The 21,152-nt window shown below is 39.3% G+C and carries 19 protein-coding genes; 16 read left to right on the top strand and 3 right to left on the bottom strand.

The annotated features are described in order from the left end of the window. The first annotated feature begins 1 nt into the window (after position 1). Positions 2 to 379, top strand: coding sequence for an FKBP-type peptidyl-prolyl cis-trans isomerase (locus tag CH361_RS06920; RefSeq protein WP_100790114.1), 378 nt, complete (start codon positions 2 to 4; stop codon positions 377 to 379). Further along, entirely contained in the window at positions 379 to 1,380 is a 1,002-nt protein-coding gene (locus CH361_RS06915) for a PLP-dependent cysteine synthase family protein (protein ID WP_100790113.1), read from the top strand. The genes CH361_RS06920 and CH361_RS06915 overlap by 1 nt, the downstream gene beginning before the upstream one ends. Here the strand turns inward: CH361_RS06915 and CH361_RS06910 are convergent. Next, positions 1,377 to 3,083 carry a patatin-like phospholipase family protein gene (locus tag CH361_RS06910; protein WP_100790112.1) on the bottom strand — a complete coding sequence of 569 codons (1,707 nt, stop codon included), beginning with the start codon at positions 3,081 to 3,083 and terminating at the stop codon, positions 1,377 to 1,379. The genes CH361_RS06915 and CH361_RS06910 overlap by 4 nt on opposite strands. A gap of 130 nt (positions 3,084 to 3,213) precedes the next feature. Here CH361_RS06910 and recN point away from each other — a divergent pair, with 130 nt between their 5' ends. The 8 genes from recN (at position 3,214) to CH361_RS06870 (ending at position 13,591) form a co-directional block, all read left to right on the top strand. Continuing rightward, complete coding sequence (recN, locus tag CH361_RS06905) at positions 3,214 to 4,923, top strand: DNA repair protein RecN (protein WP_100790111.1); 1,710 nt, start codon at positions 3,214 to 3,216, stop codon at positions 4,921 to 4,923. A gap of 75 nt (positions 4,924 to 4,998) precedes the next feature. After that, the gene (locus CH361_RS06900) at positions 4,999 to 5,616 is read left to right on the top strand and encodes a MotA/TolQ/ExbB proton channel family protein (RefSeq protein WP_100790110.1); all 618 of its coding nucleotides are present in this window, start codon (positions 4,999 to 5,001) and stop codon (positions 5,614 to 5,616) included. A gap of 6 nt (positions 5,617 to 5,622) precedes the next feature. Further along, positions 5,623 to 6,054: an ExbD/TolR family protein gene (locus CH361_RS06895; RefSeq protein WP_100790109.1), complete on the top strand. Its 432-nt coding sequence runs from the start codon at positions 5,623 to 5,625 to the stop codon at positions 6,052 to 6,054. Positions 6,055 to 6,058: 4 nt separating this feature from the next. Further along, positions 6,059 to 8,935 (top strand): BamA/OMP85 family outer membrane protein, encoded by a 2,877-nt coding sequence (locus CH361_RS06890; RefSeq protein WP_100790108.1) that lies wholly within the window; start codon positions 6,059 to 6,061, stop codon positions 8,933 to 8,935. Then, complete coding sequence (locus CH361_RS06885; RefSeq protein ID WP_100790107.1) at positions 8,936 to 11,119, top strand: ATP-dependent helicase; 2,184 nt, start codon at positions 8,936 to 8,938, stop codon at positions 11,117 to 11,119. 18 nt (positions 11,120 to 11,137) lie between these two features. Then, positions 11,138 to 11,566: an LIC11625 family surface-exposed protein gene (locus CH361_RS06880; RefSeq protein ID WP_100790106.1), complete on the top strand. Its 429-nt coding sequence runs from the start codon at positions 11,138 to 11,140 to the stop codon at positions 11,564 to 11,566. A 19-nt stretch (positions 11,567 to 11,585) separates the two neighbouring features. Next, positions 11,586 to 12,455: a 3'(2'),5'-bisphosphate nucleotidase CysQ family protein gene (locus CH361_RS06875; RefSeq protein ID WP_100790499.1), complete on the top strand. Its 870-nt coding sequence runs from the start codon at positions 11,586 to 11,588 to the stop codon at positions 12,453 to 12,455. Further along, positions 12,449 to 13,591, top strand: coding sequence for a glycosyltransferase family 4 protein (locus CH361_RS06870; protein WP_100790105.1), 1,143 nt, complete (start codon positions 12,449 to 12,451; stop codon positions 13,589 to 13,591). Before CH361_RS06875 ends, CH361_RS06870 begins: the two co-directional genes overlap by 7 nt. Here the strand turns inward: CH361_RS06870 and CH361_RS06865 are convergent. Beyond that, positions 13,574 to 13,882, bottom strand: coding sequence for a hypothetical protein (locus tag CH361_RS06865; protein ID WP_100790498.1), 309 nt, complete (start codon positions 13,880 to 13,882; stop codon positions 13,574 to 13,576). The genes CH361_RS06870 and CH361_RS06865 overlap by 18 nt on opposite strands. A 77-nt stretch (positions 13,883 to 13,959) precedes the next feature. On the opposite strand from CH361_RS06865, the gene CH361_RS06860 reads away from it, so the two are divergent. From CH361_RS06860 to CH361_RS06850, 3 genes are all read left to right on the top strand, one after another. Further along, on the top strand, positions 13,960 to 14,493 hold the full coding sequence (locus tag CH361_RS06860; protein WP_244279677.1) for a TlpA family protein disulfide reductase: 534 nt from the start codon (positions 13,960 to 13,962) through the stop codon (positions 14,491 to 14,493). A 135-nt stretch (positions 14,494 to 14,628) separates the two neighbouring features. Next, positions 14,629 to 16,563, top strand: a complete 1,935-nt coding sequence (locus tag CH361_RS06855) for an AMP-dependent synthetase/ligase (protein ID WP_100790104.1) — start codon at positions 14,629 to 14,631, stop codon at positions 16,561 to 16,563. Between the two features lie 79 nt (positions 16,564 to 16,642). Next, positions 16,643 to 17,314, top strand: coding sequence for an LIC11631 family protein (locus CH361_RS06850; protein WP_100790103.1), 672 nt, complete (start codon positions 16,643 to 16,645; stop codon positions 17,312 to 17,314). Here the strand turns inward: CH361_RS06850 and CH361_RS06845 are convergent. Continuing rightward, entirely contained in the window at positions 17,298 to 17,849 is a 552-nt protein-coding gene (locus CH361_RS06845; protein ID WP_244279739.1) for an LON peptidase substrate-binding domain-containing protein, read from the bottom strand. The two genes, CH361_RS06850 and CH361_RS06845, sit on opposite strands and share 17 nt — an antisense overlap. 111 nt (positions 17,850 to 17,960) lie before the next feature. Between CH361_RS06845 and rfaE1 the strand changes: the two genes are divergently transcribed. From rfaE1 to CH361_RS06830, 3 genes are all read left to right on the top strand, one after another. Next, entirely contained in the window at positions 17,961 to 18,974 is a 1,014-nt protein-coding gene (gene rfaE1 / locus CH361_RS06840; protein WP_425268672.1) for a D-glycero-beta-D-manno-heptose-7-phosphate kinase, read from the top strand. A 3-nt stretch (positions 18,975 to 18,977) separates the two neighbouring features. Beyond that, positions 18,978 to 19,466, top strand: coding sequence for a D-glycero-beta-D-manno-heptose 1-phosphate adenylyltransferase (rfaE2, locus tag CH361_RS06835; RefSeq protein ID WP_100790101.1), 489 nt, complete (start codon positions 18,978 to 18,980; stop codon positions 19,464 to 19,466). Between the two features lie 63 nt (positions 19,467 to 19,529). After that, positions 19,530 to 21,152: a CTP synthase gene (locus CH361_RS06830; protein ID WP_100790100.1), complete on the top strand. Its 1,623-nt coding sequence runs from the start codon at positions 19,530 to 19,532 to the stop codon at positions 21,150 to 21,152.

The following is a 21,152-nucleotide window of genomic DNA, read 5'->3' as shown; positions in this document are numbered from 1 at the left end:
TATGAAACGGTTTTCAATTATACTCGGATTTTTGTTTTTAACAGGCGGCCTTTTTGCAGAAGAGCTTCTTATCCAAGACACCAAACAAGGGTTAGGAAGAGAGGCTATTCGTGGAACTACTGTAGTGGTTCATTACACTGGTAAATTAACCAATGGCAAAGTTTTTGATTCTTCTGTGGATCGTGGCGAACCTTTTAGCTTTCGATTAGGCCAAGGACAAGTGATCCAAGGTTGGGAACGAGGGATTGTAGGAATGAAAGAAGGTGGAAAAAGAAAACTCACCATTCCTCCTGAATATGGATATGGAGCGCGTGCGATTGGTCCTATCCCTGCCAACTCAACTCTGATTTTTGATGTGGAACTGATTAAAGTAAAATAATGATAGATCCAATTTCCAAAGGCATCGACGACCTTGGCAACAGTCTGCTTCAGGCACTTAATAATGTTCAAGGTATCTTTGGAAAGGAACTTTCCGTTGCCAGACCCATCCAAGACAATATCCTCCAACTCATCGGAAACACTCCTCTCATTCGATTGAATCGAATTGGATCGGAGTATACGGGAGTTCAGTTTTATCTCAAAGCAGAATTTTTAAATCCTACTGGTTCTGCCAAAGATCGCACTGCAATTGCTATGTATATGGACGCGGAGAGAAGGGGAAAACTAAAAAAAGGAATGAGTGTGGTGTTAGTTGGTGCCGGATCCTCTTCTGTTAGTTTTACTTGGATCGGAAAGGTCAAAGGTTATCCTGTATTTTGTCTAGTCCCTCTTCATACAAGTCCAGAACGCATCCAACTCCTTAGAAGTTACGGAGCAGAAGTCACTGTGACCAATGAAGGTGACAGTAGTCGTTTGTATGACCTAGCGGAAGAGAAGGCAAAAAAACTGGGGGGGTGGATTCCCGATGAAGCATCCAACCCAGCAAATCCGAATTTCCATTTCAAAACCACAGGGCCTGAGATTTGGAGAGATTTACAGGGAAAGGTAGGGGCAGTCATTTCCGCTCCTGGATCTGGTGGGGCCATTACTGGGATTGGTCGGTATTTGAAATCCCAAGACCGGAGGGTCAAAGTCATCATCGCAGGGAAAAAGAATTCCCCTTTTATGGAATATGGGAAAACGGAGAATCCAAAGGAAAGGGAAAGAATCCAATTACCCGCAGTTTACGATCCTAAACTCATCGATCATTATTTTCATGTAAATCCAGAGGAAGCCTTACATTTGCAAGCTGACCTTTACGAAAAAGAAGGAATTTTTGCGGGACTGACAACAGGAACCGTAATTACGGGAGCACTTAGGTTTTCTCAGTCTCTTTCCGAATCGGAAAAGAACGAAAGAAATCCTTTTAATATTGTGATCCTCTCGCCCGATAGAGACTAAGTTTTTTCGCTAAACAGTTGTTTGATTTCTTCTAGGGAGCTTTTTACAACAGTTTCCCCTAGTTGGATGAATTCTGCACTTCTCCAAAACTCAAACCAATTGGAGTTGGGGAGGATCGGGTTGAGATAGACATCTGCTTCTTGAGCACTGTATTTCCCAATTCGATATTGTAAAGAATACAAACTATTGACGATAATATCCAAAACATTCAAATTCAAAAGTTTGTTTGTTTTCATTTCATCTTTGGAACTTGGCATGGAATTGACTGCGATGATCTTCCCAACTCCTTCATGGCTTAAAGCAGAAACAGGAAGAGGATTTACAATTCCACCATCCACATAAGTTTTTCCATTTTCTTGGGGTTGGGGTACAAAAACTCCTGGAATGGAAATACTCGACATCACTGCATCCAAAACCTTTCCTTCTGATAATACAATTTCCTGCCTTGTAGATATATCACAACTAATCAGTCTTAGTTTGATGGGAAGGTCTTCAAAATATAAATCTCCTAAATACTTTTCGAGTAGAGAACGTACATGTTTTCCATGCAAAAGCCCTTGGCCTGGAAAGGAAAGATCTACGAGTTTGAACATTTTGAAGATACTATCGATTTCACTGAGTAGCGGTAAAATTCCCTTGTATCCAAGTCCGCTTGCCCAAAAGGCTCCAATGATGGCTCCGATACTGGTTCCTGCGATCATATCAGGGATGAGTCCTTCTTCTTCCATTACCTTCATAATTCCGACTTGGGCAAGTCCAAGGGCGGCACCACCACCAAGAGCGACTCCAATTTGAACTCCGGAAAGTTCTCTTGCTTTTCTACGGATATGGATTTCCCATTTTCCATGATTGATGATATCTTGGATTTGTGTTTCGTGATAGAGGATTTCGTTTTCTTTGGATTCAGTGGTAATCGAATCACAAAGATTTATTTTTTTATCAGGAGAAATATAGTTTTCTATATGATCGGCTTCGTCAATTAACAGGTGTTTTAGCTCTTCATCTGTGTCAGGAAAAACTTCCAAAAAAATAAAGGAATGGCTCGCATAATGTTTGCCAAGCGTTTCTTTGATTCTATCGGAATCTTTAAATTTATAGGATTTCACATAAGGATTATCTGTTTGTCCATTTTGTCCAAAGTGTAAGATCACTGATTTTTTGCCGGATTCTTCTTCTATGGATTCGACAAGTTCTTTCGATAAATTTTCCTTCGCAATGGGATCTGAATGAACAAGGCAGACTACGGAGTTATGGAAATATTCTTTTCCACCAAGTAATTCCCCACGTAATGACTTGGTTAACATTTTTGAAAAGGTAATGGAAAGGTAAGGAATTTTTTGGATTAACTTTTGGAACCCCGCTTGGGAAAGAACAAGAAATCTAGATTCCGTAACGGTAATAGCGGTATGGCTATGTTTTTCTCCTGTTAGCAAGGATTGGATTCCAAAATACTCTCCTTTTTTAAGGTATTGTACTTCTTCCTCTCTTTTCCCTTCTCCTTTTTTCGGGAGAAATAATTTGATCCCACCAGATAGAATTAAGAATAAACTGCGGTCGGAGTCCCCTGCCGTGAATAAAACTTCCTCACGTTCCGCTTCAACAATATGAACCGATTCTGCCACCCAAACCTTTTCTTTTCGAGAGAGACTTCGAAATAAGGGAAGGCTCGATACGAGATGAATTTTTCCTTCTAAATCTTTCATGGGGTGCCTTTTCCACCAGAGTTTCAGAAAGGAAAGAGAGAGAAATTTCGTTTTTTAGGCAAAAATAAAAAATTTCATTGACTACTCTTTTGTTAAGTAGTAATTGTATGTGTAGCAAACAGGAGTCTATATGATTACACATTTGAAAATTAGAGATTTTGCACTCTTTGAGTCCCTGGAGCTTTCCCTTGCGGATGGTCTCTCTGTCTTTACTGGTGAATCTGGTGCCGGAAAATCCTTAATTTTCGATGCATTGGCTTCTCTCTTTGGAGGGCGTTGTTCCACTGCCAATATACGGCAAGGGAAGGAGCGGTATTCTTTGCAGGCAGTCCTTTCTTTAACCGGCCAAAACTTAGCAAAGGACTATTTGATGGAACAAGGTTTTCGTTATACAGGGGATGAAATCATCATTACCAAAGAACTAATGAAAGATGGAAAGGCTCGCGTTAAAATTGGTGAGAGTTTGGCATCCACAACACATTTGCGGGAACTCGGTAAAACCATGGCGGAGATCCATTCCCAAAATGAACAACTATTCTTATTAGAAAAATCCAACCAATTGGAATTCCTTGACCGGTACGGCAATTTGGAATCTTTAAAGTTCAAATTCAAATCAGCATTACAACAGTATCGTCATTGGAAACAAAAACTCATCGATTTTGAGGAAACGAGACGAACGATGCTGAAACGCAAAGAAATCCTCGAATATGAAATTGAAGAGATCGAATCGGTTTCTCCGAAGGAAGGAGAGGATGAAAGTTTATCCTCAGAAGAATCTTTACTTGCCAACGGTGAAAAATTAGCAGAGAACTATCGTTTGGTGTTAGAAGAACTAACAGAAAAAGAAAATTCGATTCTAAAAGTTTTCCCAACTCTCATTCACGCCATCCAAAAGGTTTCTATTTTGATTCCTGAAAAAAAGGAAATGTTAGAAGAATGGGAAGAGGTATATGACAGATTAAAATCTCTTAAGTCCATCATTCGCGAAGAAGAAGAGGAATTATTTTTCAGCCCTGAAAGGTTGGATATGGTTCAGTCTAGACTCCAAGACATTAAAAAATTAAAGAAAAAATACAATGTAAGTTTAACCGAAATCAATCTTTTACTGGAAGAAAAAAAATCTGAACTAGAGAGGTGGAATGAACAAGCTGGGGATGAGGATTTTTTACGAATCAAAAAGGACCAATGCCTTTCTGAGCTAAAGGAACTTGGGTTTCAACTGTCCAAATTACGCCGCAATGTCATTTCTCAGTTTGAGGAAGATGTCCAGAAAGAGATGTTTGATTTAGGACTAGAGGGAGGAAAACTCCAAGTTGTCCTTCGTTGGGAAGAAAATCCTGAGGGGGAAGTGGAAGAGGGTTCTAAATCTTATTTTTTATCGGAGTCCGGTTTAGATCAAATTGAGTTCTATTTCAGTGCCAATCCAGGGGAAAAGCCACGTCCTCTTCGAAAGGTGGCATCGGGAGGAGAATTGTCACGGGTGATGCTAGCTCTTCGGAGTGTGCTTGGAAAAAGAGCTCCTTCTCCCCAAATGTTAGTTCTGGATGAGGTGGATGCGGGTCTCGGAGGGGAAGCAGCAGAAGCAATGGCAGCAAAGCTTAAAAAACTAGCAAGAAACTCGCAAATTCTCCTCATCACGCACACACAACAGGTAGCGGCATCGGGAGACCACCAAATCAAGATCGAGAAACGCCAAGAAGGTGGAAGGACAGTTTCTGAGGCTTCGGTTCTTGACTTTGAAGAGAGGAAACGGGAGTTGGCTAGGATGATCGGTGGCAAACAGGTAACCTCCGCGGTTTTAAAAGCTGCTACAGATCTCCTGATGAAAAAAGCAGGTTAGCATCCTAAAAATAGTATTTGGCGAAAAAGGGAAGACTGAAAACTCTATTCGTAATCCTTCAATGGGGTCCCATTCATGTCTTTTCCTTTCGCTAAATCAGATTCAATCATATCCTCGGTTCCACCACAAACCATTCCCATTTTAATCATATTTGTTTCTATCGTTGGTTTTACCATCATCGTGGAACGGCTTGTTTACTTTTGGAAACTGAAATCCATTCCTCAAGACCATTTTCGTCGGGTAAGAGAACTTGCTCGTGAACAAAAATGGGATGAAGCGAAAGATGTGCTCACAGCGGAAGTGCAATCTCCTGCAGCAGTCCTCCTTCGTATGGCATTTGACCTAAAACGTAGAGGAAGTCAGTTCTGGGAGGAAGACATCAGACAAGAAGGCTTTCGACAAGTTTATTTGATGGAAAGATATCTGACTGGTCTTGGAACCATTGCCACCATTGCTCCGTTACTCGGGGTCCTTGGAACGGTCATCGGAATTGTTCGGTCTTTTGCTGAAGGTGCTGGAACACAAGGTGCAGAGGTGGGGATTTCTGAGGCTTTGATCACTACGGCTATGGGACTTGGAATTGCGATTCCGGCTTACATTTTTTATAATCTTTTTTCTCGAATGAAAGAGGAAAAAATTACAGAAATGGAAAACGTAACAGATTTGGTATTACCTCATCTTAATAAACGATAGAATTAAATGAAATTTCGCAAAACGCAAAAATCATTTAATAACATCGAGCTTGCGCCTTTAATTGATGTTATTTCCTTTATCGTAATTTATTTTTTAATGAATGCGACCTTGGAAAAAAACACCGCATTGAAAGTTGAACTTCCTCGGTCTTCAAGTGTTGCCAAGGAAAAACAAAAAGATGAACTTGTCATTACTGTCGACAAACAGGGAAAAATATTTTTGGACCAAAGTCCAGATCCCGTTCCCTTGGAAGGGCTTACTGAGAAAATCAATGGTTTCCTTGGTCCAGAAAAAGAAAGAGACCCTAAAAAAAATAAAGTCATTATTCGTGGAGATGGTGGTGCGTCCTACCAAGTTGTGGTTAAGGTAATTGATGCAGTCAATGCTGCGGGTGTTAGCCGGTTTAACCTAGCGATGGTAAAAGGCACATCGAAGTGATTTTTTGAACATACGAAAAAAAATTAAATTTTTTAGCCTTTTTGTTTTATCTCTCCTTCTATTAGTTTCGGCAGAGTGGGTTTCCCTTTGGTCGAACAGGTCAGTCTTTATTGATAAAGTCATTACCAAAATTGAATTTAAAGGAAATATCAACACTTCTTCTGATGACATTTTAGAATTAATGGACATGCGACCTGGAATGCAGTTGTCGCAAGGTCTTTTGAATGCAGATATGAGAGCCTTATTTGTTTCAGGGTTCTTTTATCATATCGATATCCAAGGGGAAGCTGATGGAGATGGTGTCAAAATCCTTGTTGTGATCAAAGAACGACCGCGGATCAAAGACATTGATTTTATTGGTGCCGATGAGGTTTTCCCTTCCGACTTACGCGATAAAATTCCGCTAAAAGAAAACGAAGTCATCACTCCTAAAAAAGTGACCCTCTCCAAGGAAGTTATTTTAAAGAAATACCGAGATGAAGGTTTTTTTCTTGCCTATGTTCGTTTTGAAACGGAACCCGTAAACCCAGAAACTAACACGGTAAAGGTGAAGTTTATTATTGATGAAGGGGAAGAAATTCCCGTTAGTAAAATTAATATTTTCGGAAATAGTGAAATTGATACTTATGATATCCAAGGGATTATGGATCTCAAAGAAAGTGGGATCATTGAATCGGGTGTATTTAAAGAATCTGCCTTCGAATCTGATAAACAGAAAATTGCTGGTTATTTAAAATCCAGAGGGTATGTGGATGCGGAGCTTAGTAATGAAGGGACTAACTGGGAAATTCGTTGGGAAAATCCTCTTAAAAAAGACAAACGAGTTGTTATTGTTAACTTTAAGATCATTGAAGGGGAGCAGTATTTTTATAACGGTTATTCCACAAGTCACGATCTAACGATTGCGCCGAATGGAATGCCGCAATTTTTGAATAAAGAAAATAACCCCGTTGGAACTCCCAAAGAAGAATGGTCCCCTGTTTATCCCACTAAGTTTTTGGAAGACCAATATGAATTTGCACCTGCAGACGTAGGCCAAGTTTTTGATGAATCCAAATTCCAAAAAGATCGGGCTTCCATCAACGAAGCTTATTCAGCCAAAGGGTATTTATTTGCGCAAGTTATCCCTCGTAGGAAGGTGATTGAACTGAGCGATGGGTCTTTGTCTCGTTATGAAAATTGTGAAAAACGAGGAAGTGCTGATGCTGTCTCGGATTGTAATGAAGAGTACAATCGCCTTAATGTTGCTAAGTTAAGAAAGATATATGAAGAAGAACCGGAACTTAGAGGAAAAAAATTCATTCACGTCGATTTTACCATTCGTGAAAATAATTTAGCCTTTATTGAGAATATCATCATTAAAGGGAATAAAAAAACCCAGGACCGGGTGATCCGAAGAGAACTTCTTTTTAAACCAGGTGATCTTTTTAACTCAACTTTGGTCAACAGGTCCAGAGAACGTATTTTTAACTTAGGTTACTTTAAAGAAGTTAACTTTAATATGAGACCTGGTTCTGATGAAACCAAAATGAACCTCATTATCGAACTTGTGGAGCAACCGACAGGAACGGTTTCCATGGGTGGAGGATACGGAACCATTACTGGATTCTCCATTTTTACTCAGTTAGGTGAAAATAACTTAAACGGATCTGGCCAACAAATTACAGGCCGGGTGGAGTTTGGACCGATCCGACGTTATTTACAAATTTCTTGGACAGAACCTTGGTTTATGGATAAACCTTGGTCGCTCACACTTTCCGCTTTTTATTCTTCTCGTACTTTGTATGTGGGTGCTACTTCCATCACTGAAAACAACAACCAAGGAATTAAAGAAGTTGCTTCGTATGAACGTTCTGGGGTGGGGGTGAGCGCAGGACTTGGCCATAGGTTCCTCATCAACTGGACCCACTTCCATCGTTATTCCCCTTCTTTCTTTGCATCAACGAGACCAACATCACTTGTATCTGATCAGGTTTTGGCCGAGGTGGATCGAGGTTGGCAATTTCGTTCTCAGCTAACAAATGGTATTGCTTATGATAGCCGGGATAACGTATTCAATTCGACCCAAGGTTTTAATTTAATTTTCTCTGTGGACAATGTGGGCCAGTTCCTTGGTGGAGAGAGTCATTTCGACCAATTCAGCCCGATTTTGGAATATTACCATACTTGGTTTGATTATACTTTCTTTGGACTCATTCGTAAAAACGCACTTAGGCGCTGGCGTGTGGTGCAACAGTTCAGAACTTCATCGGTCTTTACCTTTGAAAGAACACCAAAATATAAAAATCAAGATAAGGAACGAATTCCTTATATTCAAGTACAAGATAGGCTTTTTCTCGGGGGATATGAATCTCTTCGTGGATGGTTCTTTGATGATAAATACTATCCTGATGAATGGAAAGATGGGGCCTCAAGCCGGGTTTTATTTACATCTGAGTTAAGATTTCCTATTGAACCTTCCTTATTATGGTTTGTGATTTTCTTTGATGCCGGTGCTATGTATGAACAAATCAACCGCGCTGTTGGGGAAAGAAAAGAGTTCTTTAAAAATTACGATAATTTAGTTCGAGCGCAACGTTATTCAGAACCTGTTGAGACTTATCTCTATGAGAACTATAATTCCTATGGGCAAAAATTACCGGAATCTCCTTTAGTTGTGAACGATCCAGGGAATTTGGTTTTATCTAGTAAGAACTTATCTATGTCGAACTTTCGCTTCTCTTGGGGTTTTGGTCTCAGAATTCAAATTCCAGTATTACCGCTTCGTTTGTATTTTGCACAAAGGATCCGTTATACGGGAGTGGAAGACAGACCTTTCGGACTCTATCCCGATAACAACAGTTTTCAGTTTGTTTTTGGTATTGGAGATATGCGATTCTAAGTGGAGTTAGTTGGACTCAATTCCGAACAAAAAAAAGCAGTTGAGTCAGTAGAAGGTCCTCTACTGATTTTAGCTGGCGCGGGTTCTGGAAAAACCCGAGTGATCACCTACCGGATTGCCAACTTAATTTTAAATCATAAGGTTTATCCGAACCAAATTCTAGCTGTTACCTTTACGAACAAAGCCGCAGAAGAAATGCGCACTCGTTGTCGCAGTTTATTACCTGAGGGGAGTGGGGAACCTTTGGTGAGAACCTTTCACTCACTTTGTTTGTATTTACTTCGGAGAGAAGGTAAAGCCTTAGGACTTGGAAATAATTTCACTGTTTATGACAGCGATATGCAAGAATCCCTCATTAAAGAAATTCTAAAATCCAAGGATATGGATACAAAAGAGTTTCGTCCTTCAAGCCTTGCTAATACGTTTTCCGGTGCAAAAGATTCGTTTATGACTGCTGAAGAATATGCCAAAAAAAAGGCAGATGATTCTTATACAAAGACAATTGCTTCCGTTTTTTTAGAATATGAAAAAAGAAAGGATCTAAGAAACGCTCTCGATTTTGGAGACCTAATTTTAAAAACCGTAATTTTGTTCCGTGATTTCCCTGTGATTTTGGAAAAATACCAAAGGTTATGGAAATACATCATGGTAGATGAATACCAAGATACAAATAAAATCCAATATCACTTGGTTCAGTCACTTTCTTCATTCCATAAAAACTTATGTGTTGTGGGCGATGATGACCAGTCTATATATTCTTGGCGTGGTGCGGATATTTCGAATATTCTAAATTTCAAAAAAGATTATCCTGAAGCCGTTGTGGTTAAGTTGGAAGAAAACTATCGTTCCACAAAAACCATTATCGAAACGGCTGCTGCGTTAATTTCCAATAACAAACAAAGAACTAATAAAACCCTTCGCACTGAAAATCCAATGGGCGATAAAATCAAACTCAGTTCTTATCAAAATGAACTGGAAGAAGCGGAAGGAATTGTTCAAAAAATTCAATCTGGGGTGAGACGAGGACAAAAGTATTCTCAGTTTGCTGTTTTTTATAGAACCAATTCCCAGTCCCGATACTTTGAAGAGGCCTTACGAAAAAGAGCCATTCCTTATAAGATTTTTGGGGGTTTTCGATTTTTTGACAGAAAAGAGGTAAAGGATTTAATTGCTTACCTTTCTGTTGTTGTGAATCCCGTGGACTCTACCTCACTCCTTCGGATTATTAACTCACCTCCACGTGGGATCGGTGATACAACGGTGAGTCGTTTGTTATCTCATTCAGTGAATGAAGGTATTTCTTTATTCGAATGTTTGGGGAAAGCAGTTCCTGAAATCAAAAAGGGAACCTTACAAAAGTTGAGTTCTTTGTACAGGATGTTTGATTCTGCAATGGAAGATCTTGGAAAAAAAACTCCCTCAGAAATTGCTTATGAAGTTTTGGAACATTCGGGTTACCGGGAGTTTTTAGAAAATGAAGGAACAGAAGATTCTTTTTCTCGGCTTTCCAATTTAAATGAATTTGTCAATGCACTGAAAGAATTTGAAGAAAATAATCCTGAAGCCACACTCGAAGAATACCTTGGAAATATCTCTCTCATCACTAGCGAAGACAATACAAAAGATTTACCGGACTATGTGATCCTAATGACAGTTCACAATGCCAAAGGTTTGGAATTCCAACATGTTTTTATGGCGGGAATGGAAGAGGGAACCTTTCCCCATTTTTTATCGATTGATTCGGCCGATGGATTGGAAGAAGAAAGAAGGCTTGCTTATGTGGCCATCACTCGGGCTAGAAAAAATTTAGAGATTAGTTTTTCAAGGTTTACAAGAAAATTTGGAGATGTAGAAGCAAGACTTCCCTCTCAATTTTTAGAGGAACTTCCGAACCAATACCTAGAAGGTGAATTTACAGAAAACCGGTATGGAGTTCGTAGGCCTGAGTTTGCCCCGCGTGCAGAGAGATTCCAAAAGTCGGAAGAAAAATTTGAATCGGTCCTTGCCAAAACTGGGGATGGGGACTACCAAGTGGGAACGAAAGTGCGTCATAAAGTCTACGGAGAAGGGCGAATTTTGACTGTTTCTGGATCAGGAGACAATCGCAAAGTAGAAGTCAGATTCGGTTCCCATTTAGATAAAAAATTCTTATTGGCATACACACCATTAGAGATAATTTCATAAACAAGAAGAGGGTTAACAATGAAACGAGTTTGGATTTTTTGTATTGTTGTATTATTTCCTGTGACTTTTGTATATTCACAACAAAACTCAGGTTTGGCGGAAGAGTTTACAAAGTTAGAGGATTACCTTCGAAATCCGAAACTGACAGAAGAACAGAAAAAGAAAAATTTCGAAACCAATATGGTGAGCTCAGTCAGAAGTACACTCTCCAAAAAACTATCCAATCCTAAAAAGGATTTAAAGGAATTAAAATTTCAGGACTTACAAACAGAACGTCCAGAAGGTACTAATACTTTTTTTGTTAAATATAAGAATTATTATTTTCAATACCAATTTCCTGTAGATCCAGAAACTTATGTTACCTCTCCTTCAGAAGAAATCGTTTTAGAAAAACCTGATGGTTTGGACCTTAGTTCCGGCGCTCATAAAGAAGAAAAAAAGAATTAAATCTCCGGTAAGGACGGAAATGGAAGAACACGATTTCAGGGAAGTTTGGCGCTGGGTATTATCTGTTGGTGATTCGATTCTTTCTATTTATAAATCGGATTTCAAAATCCGAGATAAGGGTGGAAACGATCCCGTTACAGAAGCCGATCTTTTTGCGAGCGAGTTTCTTTTTGAAAAAATTTCGAATTATTTTCCTAATCATGGGTTTTTATCGGAAGAAAAATTGGATACTAACAGTCGTTTGAGCAAGGAATGGGTTTGGATTTTAGACCCTATTGATGGCACTCGTGAATTTGTCAAAAAAAATGATCAGTTCGCACTCAGTCTTGGTCTTGTTCGCAACGGGGAAGCCATCTGGGGGGTGATTTTTAATCCCGCTACTGGTGAATTTTTTTCTAAAAACAGAAACACTTTTTTTGCTAAATTACATCCTCCCTTTGCTACAGAAGAAAACTTTAGAATCTTAGTTGTGGAAAGTGGTTCCGTGCTCCATCCCTTAGAAGAATCAAAACCTGTCGCTAGTAAACCTGTTTTACTTGTTTCTTTATCGGAAATGAAAGAAGGTTTGTTTTCTGATGTTTTCTGGCAAGAGGACTTTGAAATTCGCTCTATGGGAAGTATTGCTTACAAGTTAGGTTTGTTGTCTGCAGGCTTTATTGATTTAATCGTTTCTCTAAAACCCAAAAACGAATGGGACATTTGTGGTGGGATTGCTCTTTTAGATGAAGAGAACTTTACTAGTTTTCCTTTAAAGGACAAGGGGTACAAGTTCAACCAAGCCCAAACGCTTTCTTTTGGTCTTGTGGCAGGTAAAAAAGCAGCGGTTCAGTATTTGGAATCCAAAATTGATTTTCACCAATTGTCACTTAAGGTAAAGGAACGATGGTAAAAAATACCAAACGAATTGGCCTTGATGCCAGACCTTTATCCACTCGTATTTCCGGTGTGGGAAGGCTCATTGCAGAAACTTTAAAAGCCTTTCCTCATAAAGAAGAATACGAATTCTTTCTATTTTCTCATTTACCCATCCATCCTGACCATAAAGCTGTTTTGGATCTTTCTAACGTAACGTGGGTTAGTGGTGGTGGGGTTTTGAAATGGAAAGGTGGTTTGTATTATAATCTATTCATTCCCTTGTATTTGTTAAAAAATCGTTTGGATTTGTTTTGGGGTTCTCAACAAGTTTTACCTCCCTTTTTACCAAGATCTCTTGTTGCAGTGCTTACCTATTGCGATTTGGTTTTGTATTTATATCCAGAAACCATGCGTTGGATCGCCAAAATACAACAAAGATTGTTTCAAAGTTATTCCGTAAGAAGGTCCAGATTTATTCTGTCTATATCAAAACAAACCAGTGATGATATGTGTCGTAAGTTTGGTTATCCTGTGGAACAAACAGGGGTTTCTTACCCTGGTGTGAATATCCAAGAGATGACAAAACTTTTGGAAACGGAACCGACTCTACGCATTAAGGATTTAGGAACAGATTATTTGTTATCTGTATCCACCATTGAACCCAGAAAAAACTATCCATTTTTACTCGAAGTCTTTCGCGAATATCGTAAAGTTGATCCTCACCATTATAGGCCTTGGGTGATCGTTGGAAAAATTGGTTGGGAATCTCCTGAATTTATCGAAGAGTTATTACAAGAACGAAGTTTATACAAAGACATTCATATTTTGGATTCTGTTTCTGATTCTGAATTACAACATTTATATAAAAGAGCCGGACTATTTACTTTTGCGAGTAAATACGAGGGGTTCGGAATTCCAATGGTGGAAGCGATCTTTCATGGTTTGAATTGTATTGTTTCTGATATCCCTACTTTTCGTGAAATAGGAAAAGACGGCGTGACATATCTTCCTTACCAATCGAAGGATGATGCCAAAGCCTGGGCAGAAAGGATTAAAAAGTTTTACGAAAATCCCAAACCTTCGAATGTATCGATTTCTGAGTTCACTTGGGAGAATGCGGCAAAAATCACAGAAGAGGTTTTTCGAAAAGTTTTACAGGAAGGAGAATAACCCAGTTTTTTTTGTGACAACCCCCGAATATAGAATTTTGGAATTCTCTGATTTCGGTAGGACATGTAGGTGAAACCGATCTTTTGTCATGGCTTGGATTTCACATTCCCAATCTTCGTCTTTTGCTTTTAGTTTGATCCGGTCGCAAAGAACTTCTGAATCTAATACCCAAATGAGAGAAAATTCGACCTTACTTCGTTTGAAGACAGATTTGATCTCTTTTGCGCCTGCTTTCCAGATAACGGTTGTTTCATCCCCAGTTTCATAAGGTTGGACAGTGGAAGGGATCATAGAAATTCCTTTTCCGGTCCAGTTTCCCTTTACGTAATCATTCCATTCGTCTAAGTTGGAGAAGTAATTATAAATCAATGAATTCAAAAATGATGGTCCAAACTTTGTTACAGTCTAAATCCAGTTTTTATCTTATCTTTCTTCTTTCTCTCTTTTTTTGTAAACCCCAAGGGGAACCGAGTGATTTTTATCCAGAGCCACTCCCCGATTTGCAAGGTAAGAATGAAAGATTAGAGGATTTTAAGGGGAAAGTTGTGGTTTTGGATTTTTGGGCTACTTGGTGTGAACCTTGTGCCAAGGCAGTTCCCACAATCAATCAATGGAAGGCCTCTGTTTCAGAAAAAGATTTTATCTTCAGAGGGATCAACACTGACACTTCAGAACCCTTAGAAAAGATCCAAAAAGATATGCAGCGATTGAAAATGAACTATCCCACCTTACTGGATAAAGACTGGAAAATGACAGATTTTTATCATGTAGAAGGGATTCCCTGTCTACTTGTCTTTGATAGATCCGGCAAAATAGTATATCGACAGTATGGAATTATTGAATCCGACCTTTCTGGGCTTGTGATTCGTTCCCATGTTTGGGCAGCGTCGGATCTGCCATAATTGTGCAATGCGAAACAACATTTTGATTTTCCCTTGAATTCAATGACAAGATTGAAAATGTCTTGACTCATGTTCGTTAAAAAAGTCCCTTAAAGATACCTTTTTACGTTTTCTTTTGAGAAAGGAGTCAGTATAATGCCAGCCAATTTGCCCGAACTCTTCCAGCAGACTGCTGAAAAATTTGGGAACCGCCCCGCGTTCGTTAGTAAGGATGAATCTAAGTCCTATAAACCCGTCACTTTTAAAGAAGTATATGATCTTGGTATCAACTTAGCGGAAGCTCTCATTGATTTGGGTGTTTCTGCCAAAGAAAATGTTGCCTTGCTTGCAGATAACCGCTTAGAGTGGATCGTTTCGGATTATGGAATTCTTATGTCCGGTGCTTGTGATGTTCCAAGAGGGACAGACATTACCGATTCAGAAATTGCTTATATTCTAAACCATTGTGAAGCGAAAGTTGTGTTTCTTGAGAATGATAAGATGCTCGAGAAATTTCAAAAAAACCGTTCACAATTGGAATTTGCAAAAACGCTGATTGTTATGGATAACAAATCCACTGCAACGGGTGTTTTAAAACTTTATGATTTAATTGAGAAAGGTAAGGAACTTCGTGCAAAAGGTTCCAAAAAAGCAGAAGAGCGAATGAAAGCCATTGCTCCTGATGACCTTTTCACAATCATCTATACTTCTGGAACTACAGGAATGCCAAAAGGGGTTATGTTGAAACATAGCAACATGATCCACCAAACATCTTCCATTCTAGGAAGTATGATTGAAATTAAACAAGATGAAAGAATGTTGTCTATCCTTCCTGTTTGGCACGTATTTGAAAGAGTATTTGAATACTTAGCGATTGCAGCTGGTTGTGCTACTTACTATACCAATGTTCGAGACCTTCGTGATGACATGAAAAAGGCAAAACCAACCTTTATGGCATCTGCTCCTAGACTTTGGGAAAGTATCTATAACGGAATTTATACAAGAATCAATGATCCAAAACAAACTCCTGCGATTCGTCGCGGGTTGTTCAACTTGGCTTATTTTTTCTCCAAACATTTTAACGCAGCCACAAGGTTTTTAAAAGGAAACCAAGTGGATTACGTTGGAAGAAATCCAATCGTTTCTCTTTTCAAGGGAATCTACTATCTAACAGTTGCCATTGTTTTAGCAGTGCCTTATTTCCTTTTGGATCTGGTCGTGCTTTCTAAAATCAGAGAGGCTACTGGTGGAGAACTCAAGGCTTCTGTTTCTGGTGGTGGTGCCCTTCAAAGACATGTGGACGCTTTCTTCAACGATATTGGAATCAACGTTTTGGAAGGGTATGGAATGACGGAAACTTCTCCGGTCATTTCTGTAAGAACTTTTAAAAAGTTAGTCCAAGGTTCTGTGGGAGTGATCACTCCTGAGACTTCCGTACAAATTCGTGATGATTTAGGAAAGGTTCTCACTCATATTGATGCCAACCAAAAACTCATTTCTGGAAAATATGGAGCGCGTGGGGTCATTCACATCCGTGGACCACAAGTCATGAAAGGTTATTACAAAAACCCAGAAACGACTGCAAAAGTTTTGAAAGACGGTTGGATGGATACAGGGGATATTGGAATGTTTAATTTCAAAAAGACCCTCACCATCACAGGTCGTGCAAAAGATACGGTAGTTTTACTTGGTGGAGAAAACGTTGAGCCGGTTCCTATTGAGGACAAACTCACAGAATCTCCTTTCATTGCACAAGTCATGGTCATTGGACAAGACCAAAAGAACTTAGGTGCTCTTGTAGTTCCTGATTTTGATAAACTGACTGAGTGGGCAAAGGAAAACGGTATTTCTGAGACAGACAAACAAAAACTCATCGAAAATACGAAGGTTCTCGATTTCTACAAAAAGGAAATCAAAGCCCTCAACAATACCAAAACAGGATTTAAATCTTTTGAACAGGTGACTCCGTTCATTCTCATCACCAAACCTTTTGAGGTGGGTGATGAATTGACAAACCTATTTAAAATGAAACGCCACTTGATCACAGAAAAATACAAAGATAAAATCACTTCTTTGTATGCTGGAGACTAAGGGAATTTAATTTGATTACCGCCTGGTTCTCAGGCGGTTTTTACTCTTCTGTTTTTCTCCTCCCGTCGATATTCTAACTGTGAATCGATCGGACGGATCTTTAGTTTCTTCTTCTTCAGGCGTTTTTTACCCCTACCAACACCAAGACTTTTATGCCATGGATTCTTTGTTTTTATCCCCGCAAAAACAGGAAGAGATTTGGGATTTTCAATCGGTTTCGCAGGTGGATTTGGGTTTTTTAGGTTTTTTGACCTTAAGGGGTTTTTTACGGGAGAGTTTGTCTCTACCGAAACTCCAAGTGCGAGGATTCTCCAAACATTGGAAAACATACCTTGCCAAAGTGAATTTTTTAGGCAACCGGATCCCTTGGGAATCACAAGAATTTATCCCAAATTTGGTATCCGATCCAATGGTTCCGGAACTTGCGTTTGGTGGGAAAGGTCACTGGACGAATGAATTTCATTGGGAGAGACAAAACAAAGAAACAACATCTGTTTTTTTCTCTGCAACAAACAAACAAAGTGAAGGTGATGTTGCGATTAGTGATCTAATGAAAGATTTTTTATATTATTCGCAAACCAATCATTATTTAGAAAGAGCTTACATTCGAAAAGAAAACTCTAGTTATTTGTACTTAAATGCAAAAGAATCTAATCCGAGAGTGTTTTTTCGTGAAAATCCGACGGATCTCCCTGAGTTTTTATTTTTGGTGGCTGAATTAAAAACGAAAACATCTACTCACTCAAATTAAGACCAAGAAGGATCGTTTTTAGTAGGTCAGCTTTGGTTTCTAAATGAGTGGTTTCCAAAATGGTTTGTTTGGTTTTGAAATCAAAGTAGATCAGGGATGCAATAAAATCCACAGGAAAGGGATGAACCAAAATTTGATTCATTTTTAGGATTAAGTCCTCTTCTGCACCTTCCGCAAGTAAGATCCGTTTGGTGAGAACGAGTAACTCTTCAATTTTTTCTTTCAGAGATTCGGAAACGTTTTTATTTCTTTCATGTTCCCTTCTTACAATTTGTGCGATATAAAAAGGTTCTGTTGAATCCAGGCTTACAATCTCGGCGGTTCCAATTCCTTCCAAAATGATATTGGATCTGCCATCTGGTAAGGATTCCTTTTGGATGATGTGCCCATACCCTACAATTTCAGGGATGGGTGGAGCACCAGCTCCAATCCAATTTTTGGGATACGGGGCCATACCCAATTCCCCTCCATTTTCCATACAAAAATCGAGCATCATCCGATACCTGGGTTCAAAGATATGCAGAGGCAAAAACATTCCCGGGAACAGAAATACATCTGGGAGGGGAAAGAGAGGTAAGGGGAAGGTTGACACAGAGAAAGGTTTTAGATTCTCTGTTTAGTTGTAAACCAATTCAAGGATCTGGCTTTGTTGAAAATAAAGAAAACTTCACTCCGTAAATCTTTCCAGGATTTAGACAAAATCAAAGTGCTTGTGATTGGAGATTTGATTTTGGACGAGTATTTGATTGGTTCGGTAGAAAGGATTTCCCCCGAAGCACCCGTTCCTGTGGTATGGGTTCGAAACGAAAAACAATCCTTAGGTGGATCAGGTAATGTGGTTCAAAATTTATCCTCGATTGGGGTCGCGGGAGTTGTTTTTGGAAGGATTGGTTTGGACAAAGCCGGTGACTCTTTGGAAGGGCTTTTACGATCCAATTTAGTGGCAGAAAAAGATTTAGTCCTATTGAAATCCAAAACCCTTCCCACCATTCTAAAAACAAGGATCATTGCCACTCACCAACAGATTTGTCGGGTGGACAGAGAGGAAGTAGTTCCTCTAACGAAAGAAGACGAGAACTCTGTCCTCAAACAATTCGAAACCAAGTTAAAAGAATGTTCTGCTGTAATTCTCTCAGATTATGATAAGGGGTATCTCACACCTTCTCTCATCCAATCAGTCATCGCAATTTGTAACCGCGAAAATAAAATTGTGACCGTAGATCCACAAGTGAGCCATTTTTTCTTATACCAAAATATCCATATCATGACTCCCAACCACCACGAAGCGGGAAAAGCCTTGGGACGAAAACTAAACACTGACTCCGAAATTGAGGCTGCTTGCAGGGAAATCTCAGAAAAACTCACACCAGATGCTATGATGATCACCCGTGGGGAAAAAGGAATGTCAATCTATGAAAGGAAAAAAGATTCCTTTTACCATATCCCAACGGTTGCCAAGGAAGTATTTGATGTGACCGGAGCTGGTGATACAGTCATCACTACTTACACAGCCTTTGTTGCCACGGGAATGCCCATAGCGGATGCAGCTCTCATTTCTAATGTCAGTGCAGGGATCGTCGTTGGTAAGTTAGGTGCTGCAACTGTCACACAAACAGAAATTGAAGAAGCACTTCAGACACTTGGTTATTTAGAGGAATAGTTTATGAGTTTTTACGAAAATCTAAATTCAAAAATCATCCCTTTTGATGGGATCGAAGCCAAAAGAAAGTCTTTGGAAGGAAAAAGAATCGTATTTACCAATGGTTGTTTTGATATTTTGCACCCAGGACATGTCAGTTACTTAGCGCAAGCCAGGGATCTTGGTGATTTGTTATGGATTGGTGTGAACTCGGATGCAAGTGTTAGGCGACTGAAAGGGGAATCCCGACCAATCAATTCTTGCGAAGACAGGATGCTCGTCCTCGCAGCTCTTTCCTCTGTCGATTTTGTATCTTCCTTTGGGGAAGATACACCATTAGAAATTCTTAAAAAAGTAAAACCCTCTGTCCATTCCAAAGGTGGGGATTACCAAGTCGAAACCCTGCCGGAATACCAAATTTTAAAAGAGATGGGAGCGGATATTCAAATTTTACCCTTTGTACAAGGAAAATCCACAACTAAGATTTTAGAAAAAGCCAAATCCCCTTCCTAAACGTATTGATTTTGGACCCAAATCTCGCCACTCTGTAAAAAACATTCTTTTTTGAGGTCCATTTTGTCCAAGACCAGATATATTTTCATTACCGGTGGTGTATCCTCTTCCTTAGGAAAAGGGGTCACTGTTGCGGCTCTCGGCTGTTTGTTAGAAGCCAGAGGGTATACCGTCTCATTACAAAAAATGGATCCCTATATCAATATAGACCCAGGTACGATGAGTCCGTACCAACACGGGGAAGTTTATGTGACCGAAGATGGAGCGGAAACAGATTTAGATTTAGGATATTACGAAAGGTTTACAAAATCTAAATTTTCCAGAAAAAATTCTGTTTCCACCGGCCAGATTTATCACGCGGTCATTGAAAGAGAAAGGAAAGGTGATTATTTAGGAAGAACCGTACAGGTTGTACCACATATCACCAATGAAATTCGAAACCGAATTTATAACTTAACTCGAGATCAAGAAACTGATTTTGTTATTGTTGAAATTGGTGGAACCGTAGGTGATATTGAGTCGGTTCCCTTTTTAGAAGCGATCCGGCAAATGCGTTATGAACATGGTAGTAACCAAGTTCTATTTTTGCATCTAACTCTTGTCCCAACGATTACAGCCGCTGGAGAAGCAAAAACAAAACCCACTCAACACTCGGTGAAGGAACTTCTTGCACTCGGTATCCAACCAGATATTTTAATTTGTCGTATCAATAAACCAATGTCGAAAGAGATGAAAAATAAAATTTCTCTCTTCTGTAACGTAAAAGAACAAAATGTAATTTCGGCTGTCGACATTGATACTTCAATCTATGAAATTCCTCTCATGTATCGAGAAGATAAATTAGATGAAGTAGTTTTGAATGCTCTTGGTATGGACCTTCGTAAACTTAATTTTTCCCAGTGGGAAAATATGGTTAAACGAATCCGTAATACAAAAAAGACCGTTAAGGTTGCATTGATTGGAAAGTACATCTCTTTACAGGATGCTTATCGTTCTGTTTATGAATCATTAGCCCATGGTGGAATTGCCAACGATGTAGAAGTGAATGTGATCAAAATCAATCCAGAAGACATTGATACAAAAAATGTAAAAGAACATTTGAAAGGTGTTCATGGAATTTTGGTTCCAGGTGGATTTGGAGAACGTGGGATTGAAGGGAAAATTGCTGCGATTCAATATGCAAGAACCAAACAAATTCCATTTTTTGGGATCTGTCTTGGAATGCAATGTGCGGTGATTGAATTTGCAAGAAACGTTCTTGGATTTAAAGATGCTAACTCAACAGAATTCAAACCCAATGTAAATTATCCTGTCATTTCCATGATTGAAGAACAAAAGGAAATCGAACGTATGGGAGGAACCATGCGACTCGGTGCTTACCCTTGTATTGTTAAAAAAGGAAGTCTTGCTTATTCCGAATACAAAGCAGAACGAATTTCTGAAAGACATAGACATAGATTTGAGTTCACTCTACGTTATAAAGACGAGTTTGAAAAAAAAGGAATGAACCTTGCTGGATTTTCGCCTGATGGAAGTTTAGCGGAGATTGTGGAAGTAACCAATCATCCATGGTTTGTTGGAGTTCAATTCCACCCAGAATTCCAATCTAAACCGACTGACCCACATCCACTCTTTGCTGGATTCATTCGGGCAGCATCCAAGTTAGCTAAAAAAACGGAGGATTAA

Origin of the sequence: Leptospira brenneri, from assembly GCF_002812125.1 — a bacterium.
In the GTDB taxonomy this organism is placed as follows: domain Bacteria; phylum Spirochaetota; class Leptospiria; order Leptospirales; family Leptospiraceae; genus Leptospira_A; species Leptospira_A brenneri.
The sequence above is the reverse complement of the archived record's forward strand: the minus strand, read 5'-3'. Positions and strand labels throughout refer to the sequence as shown.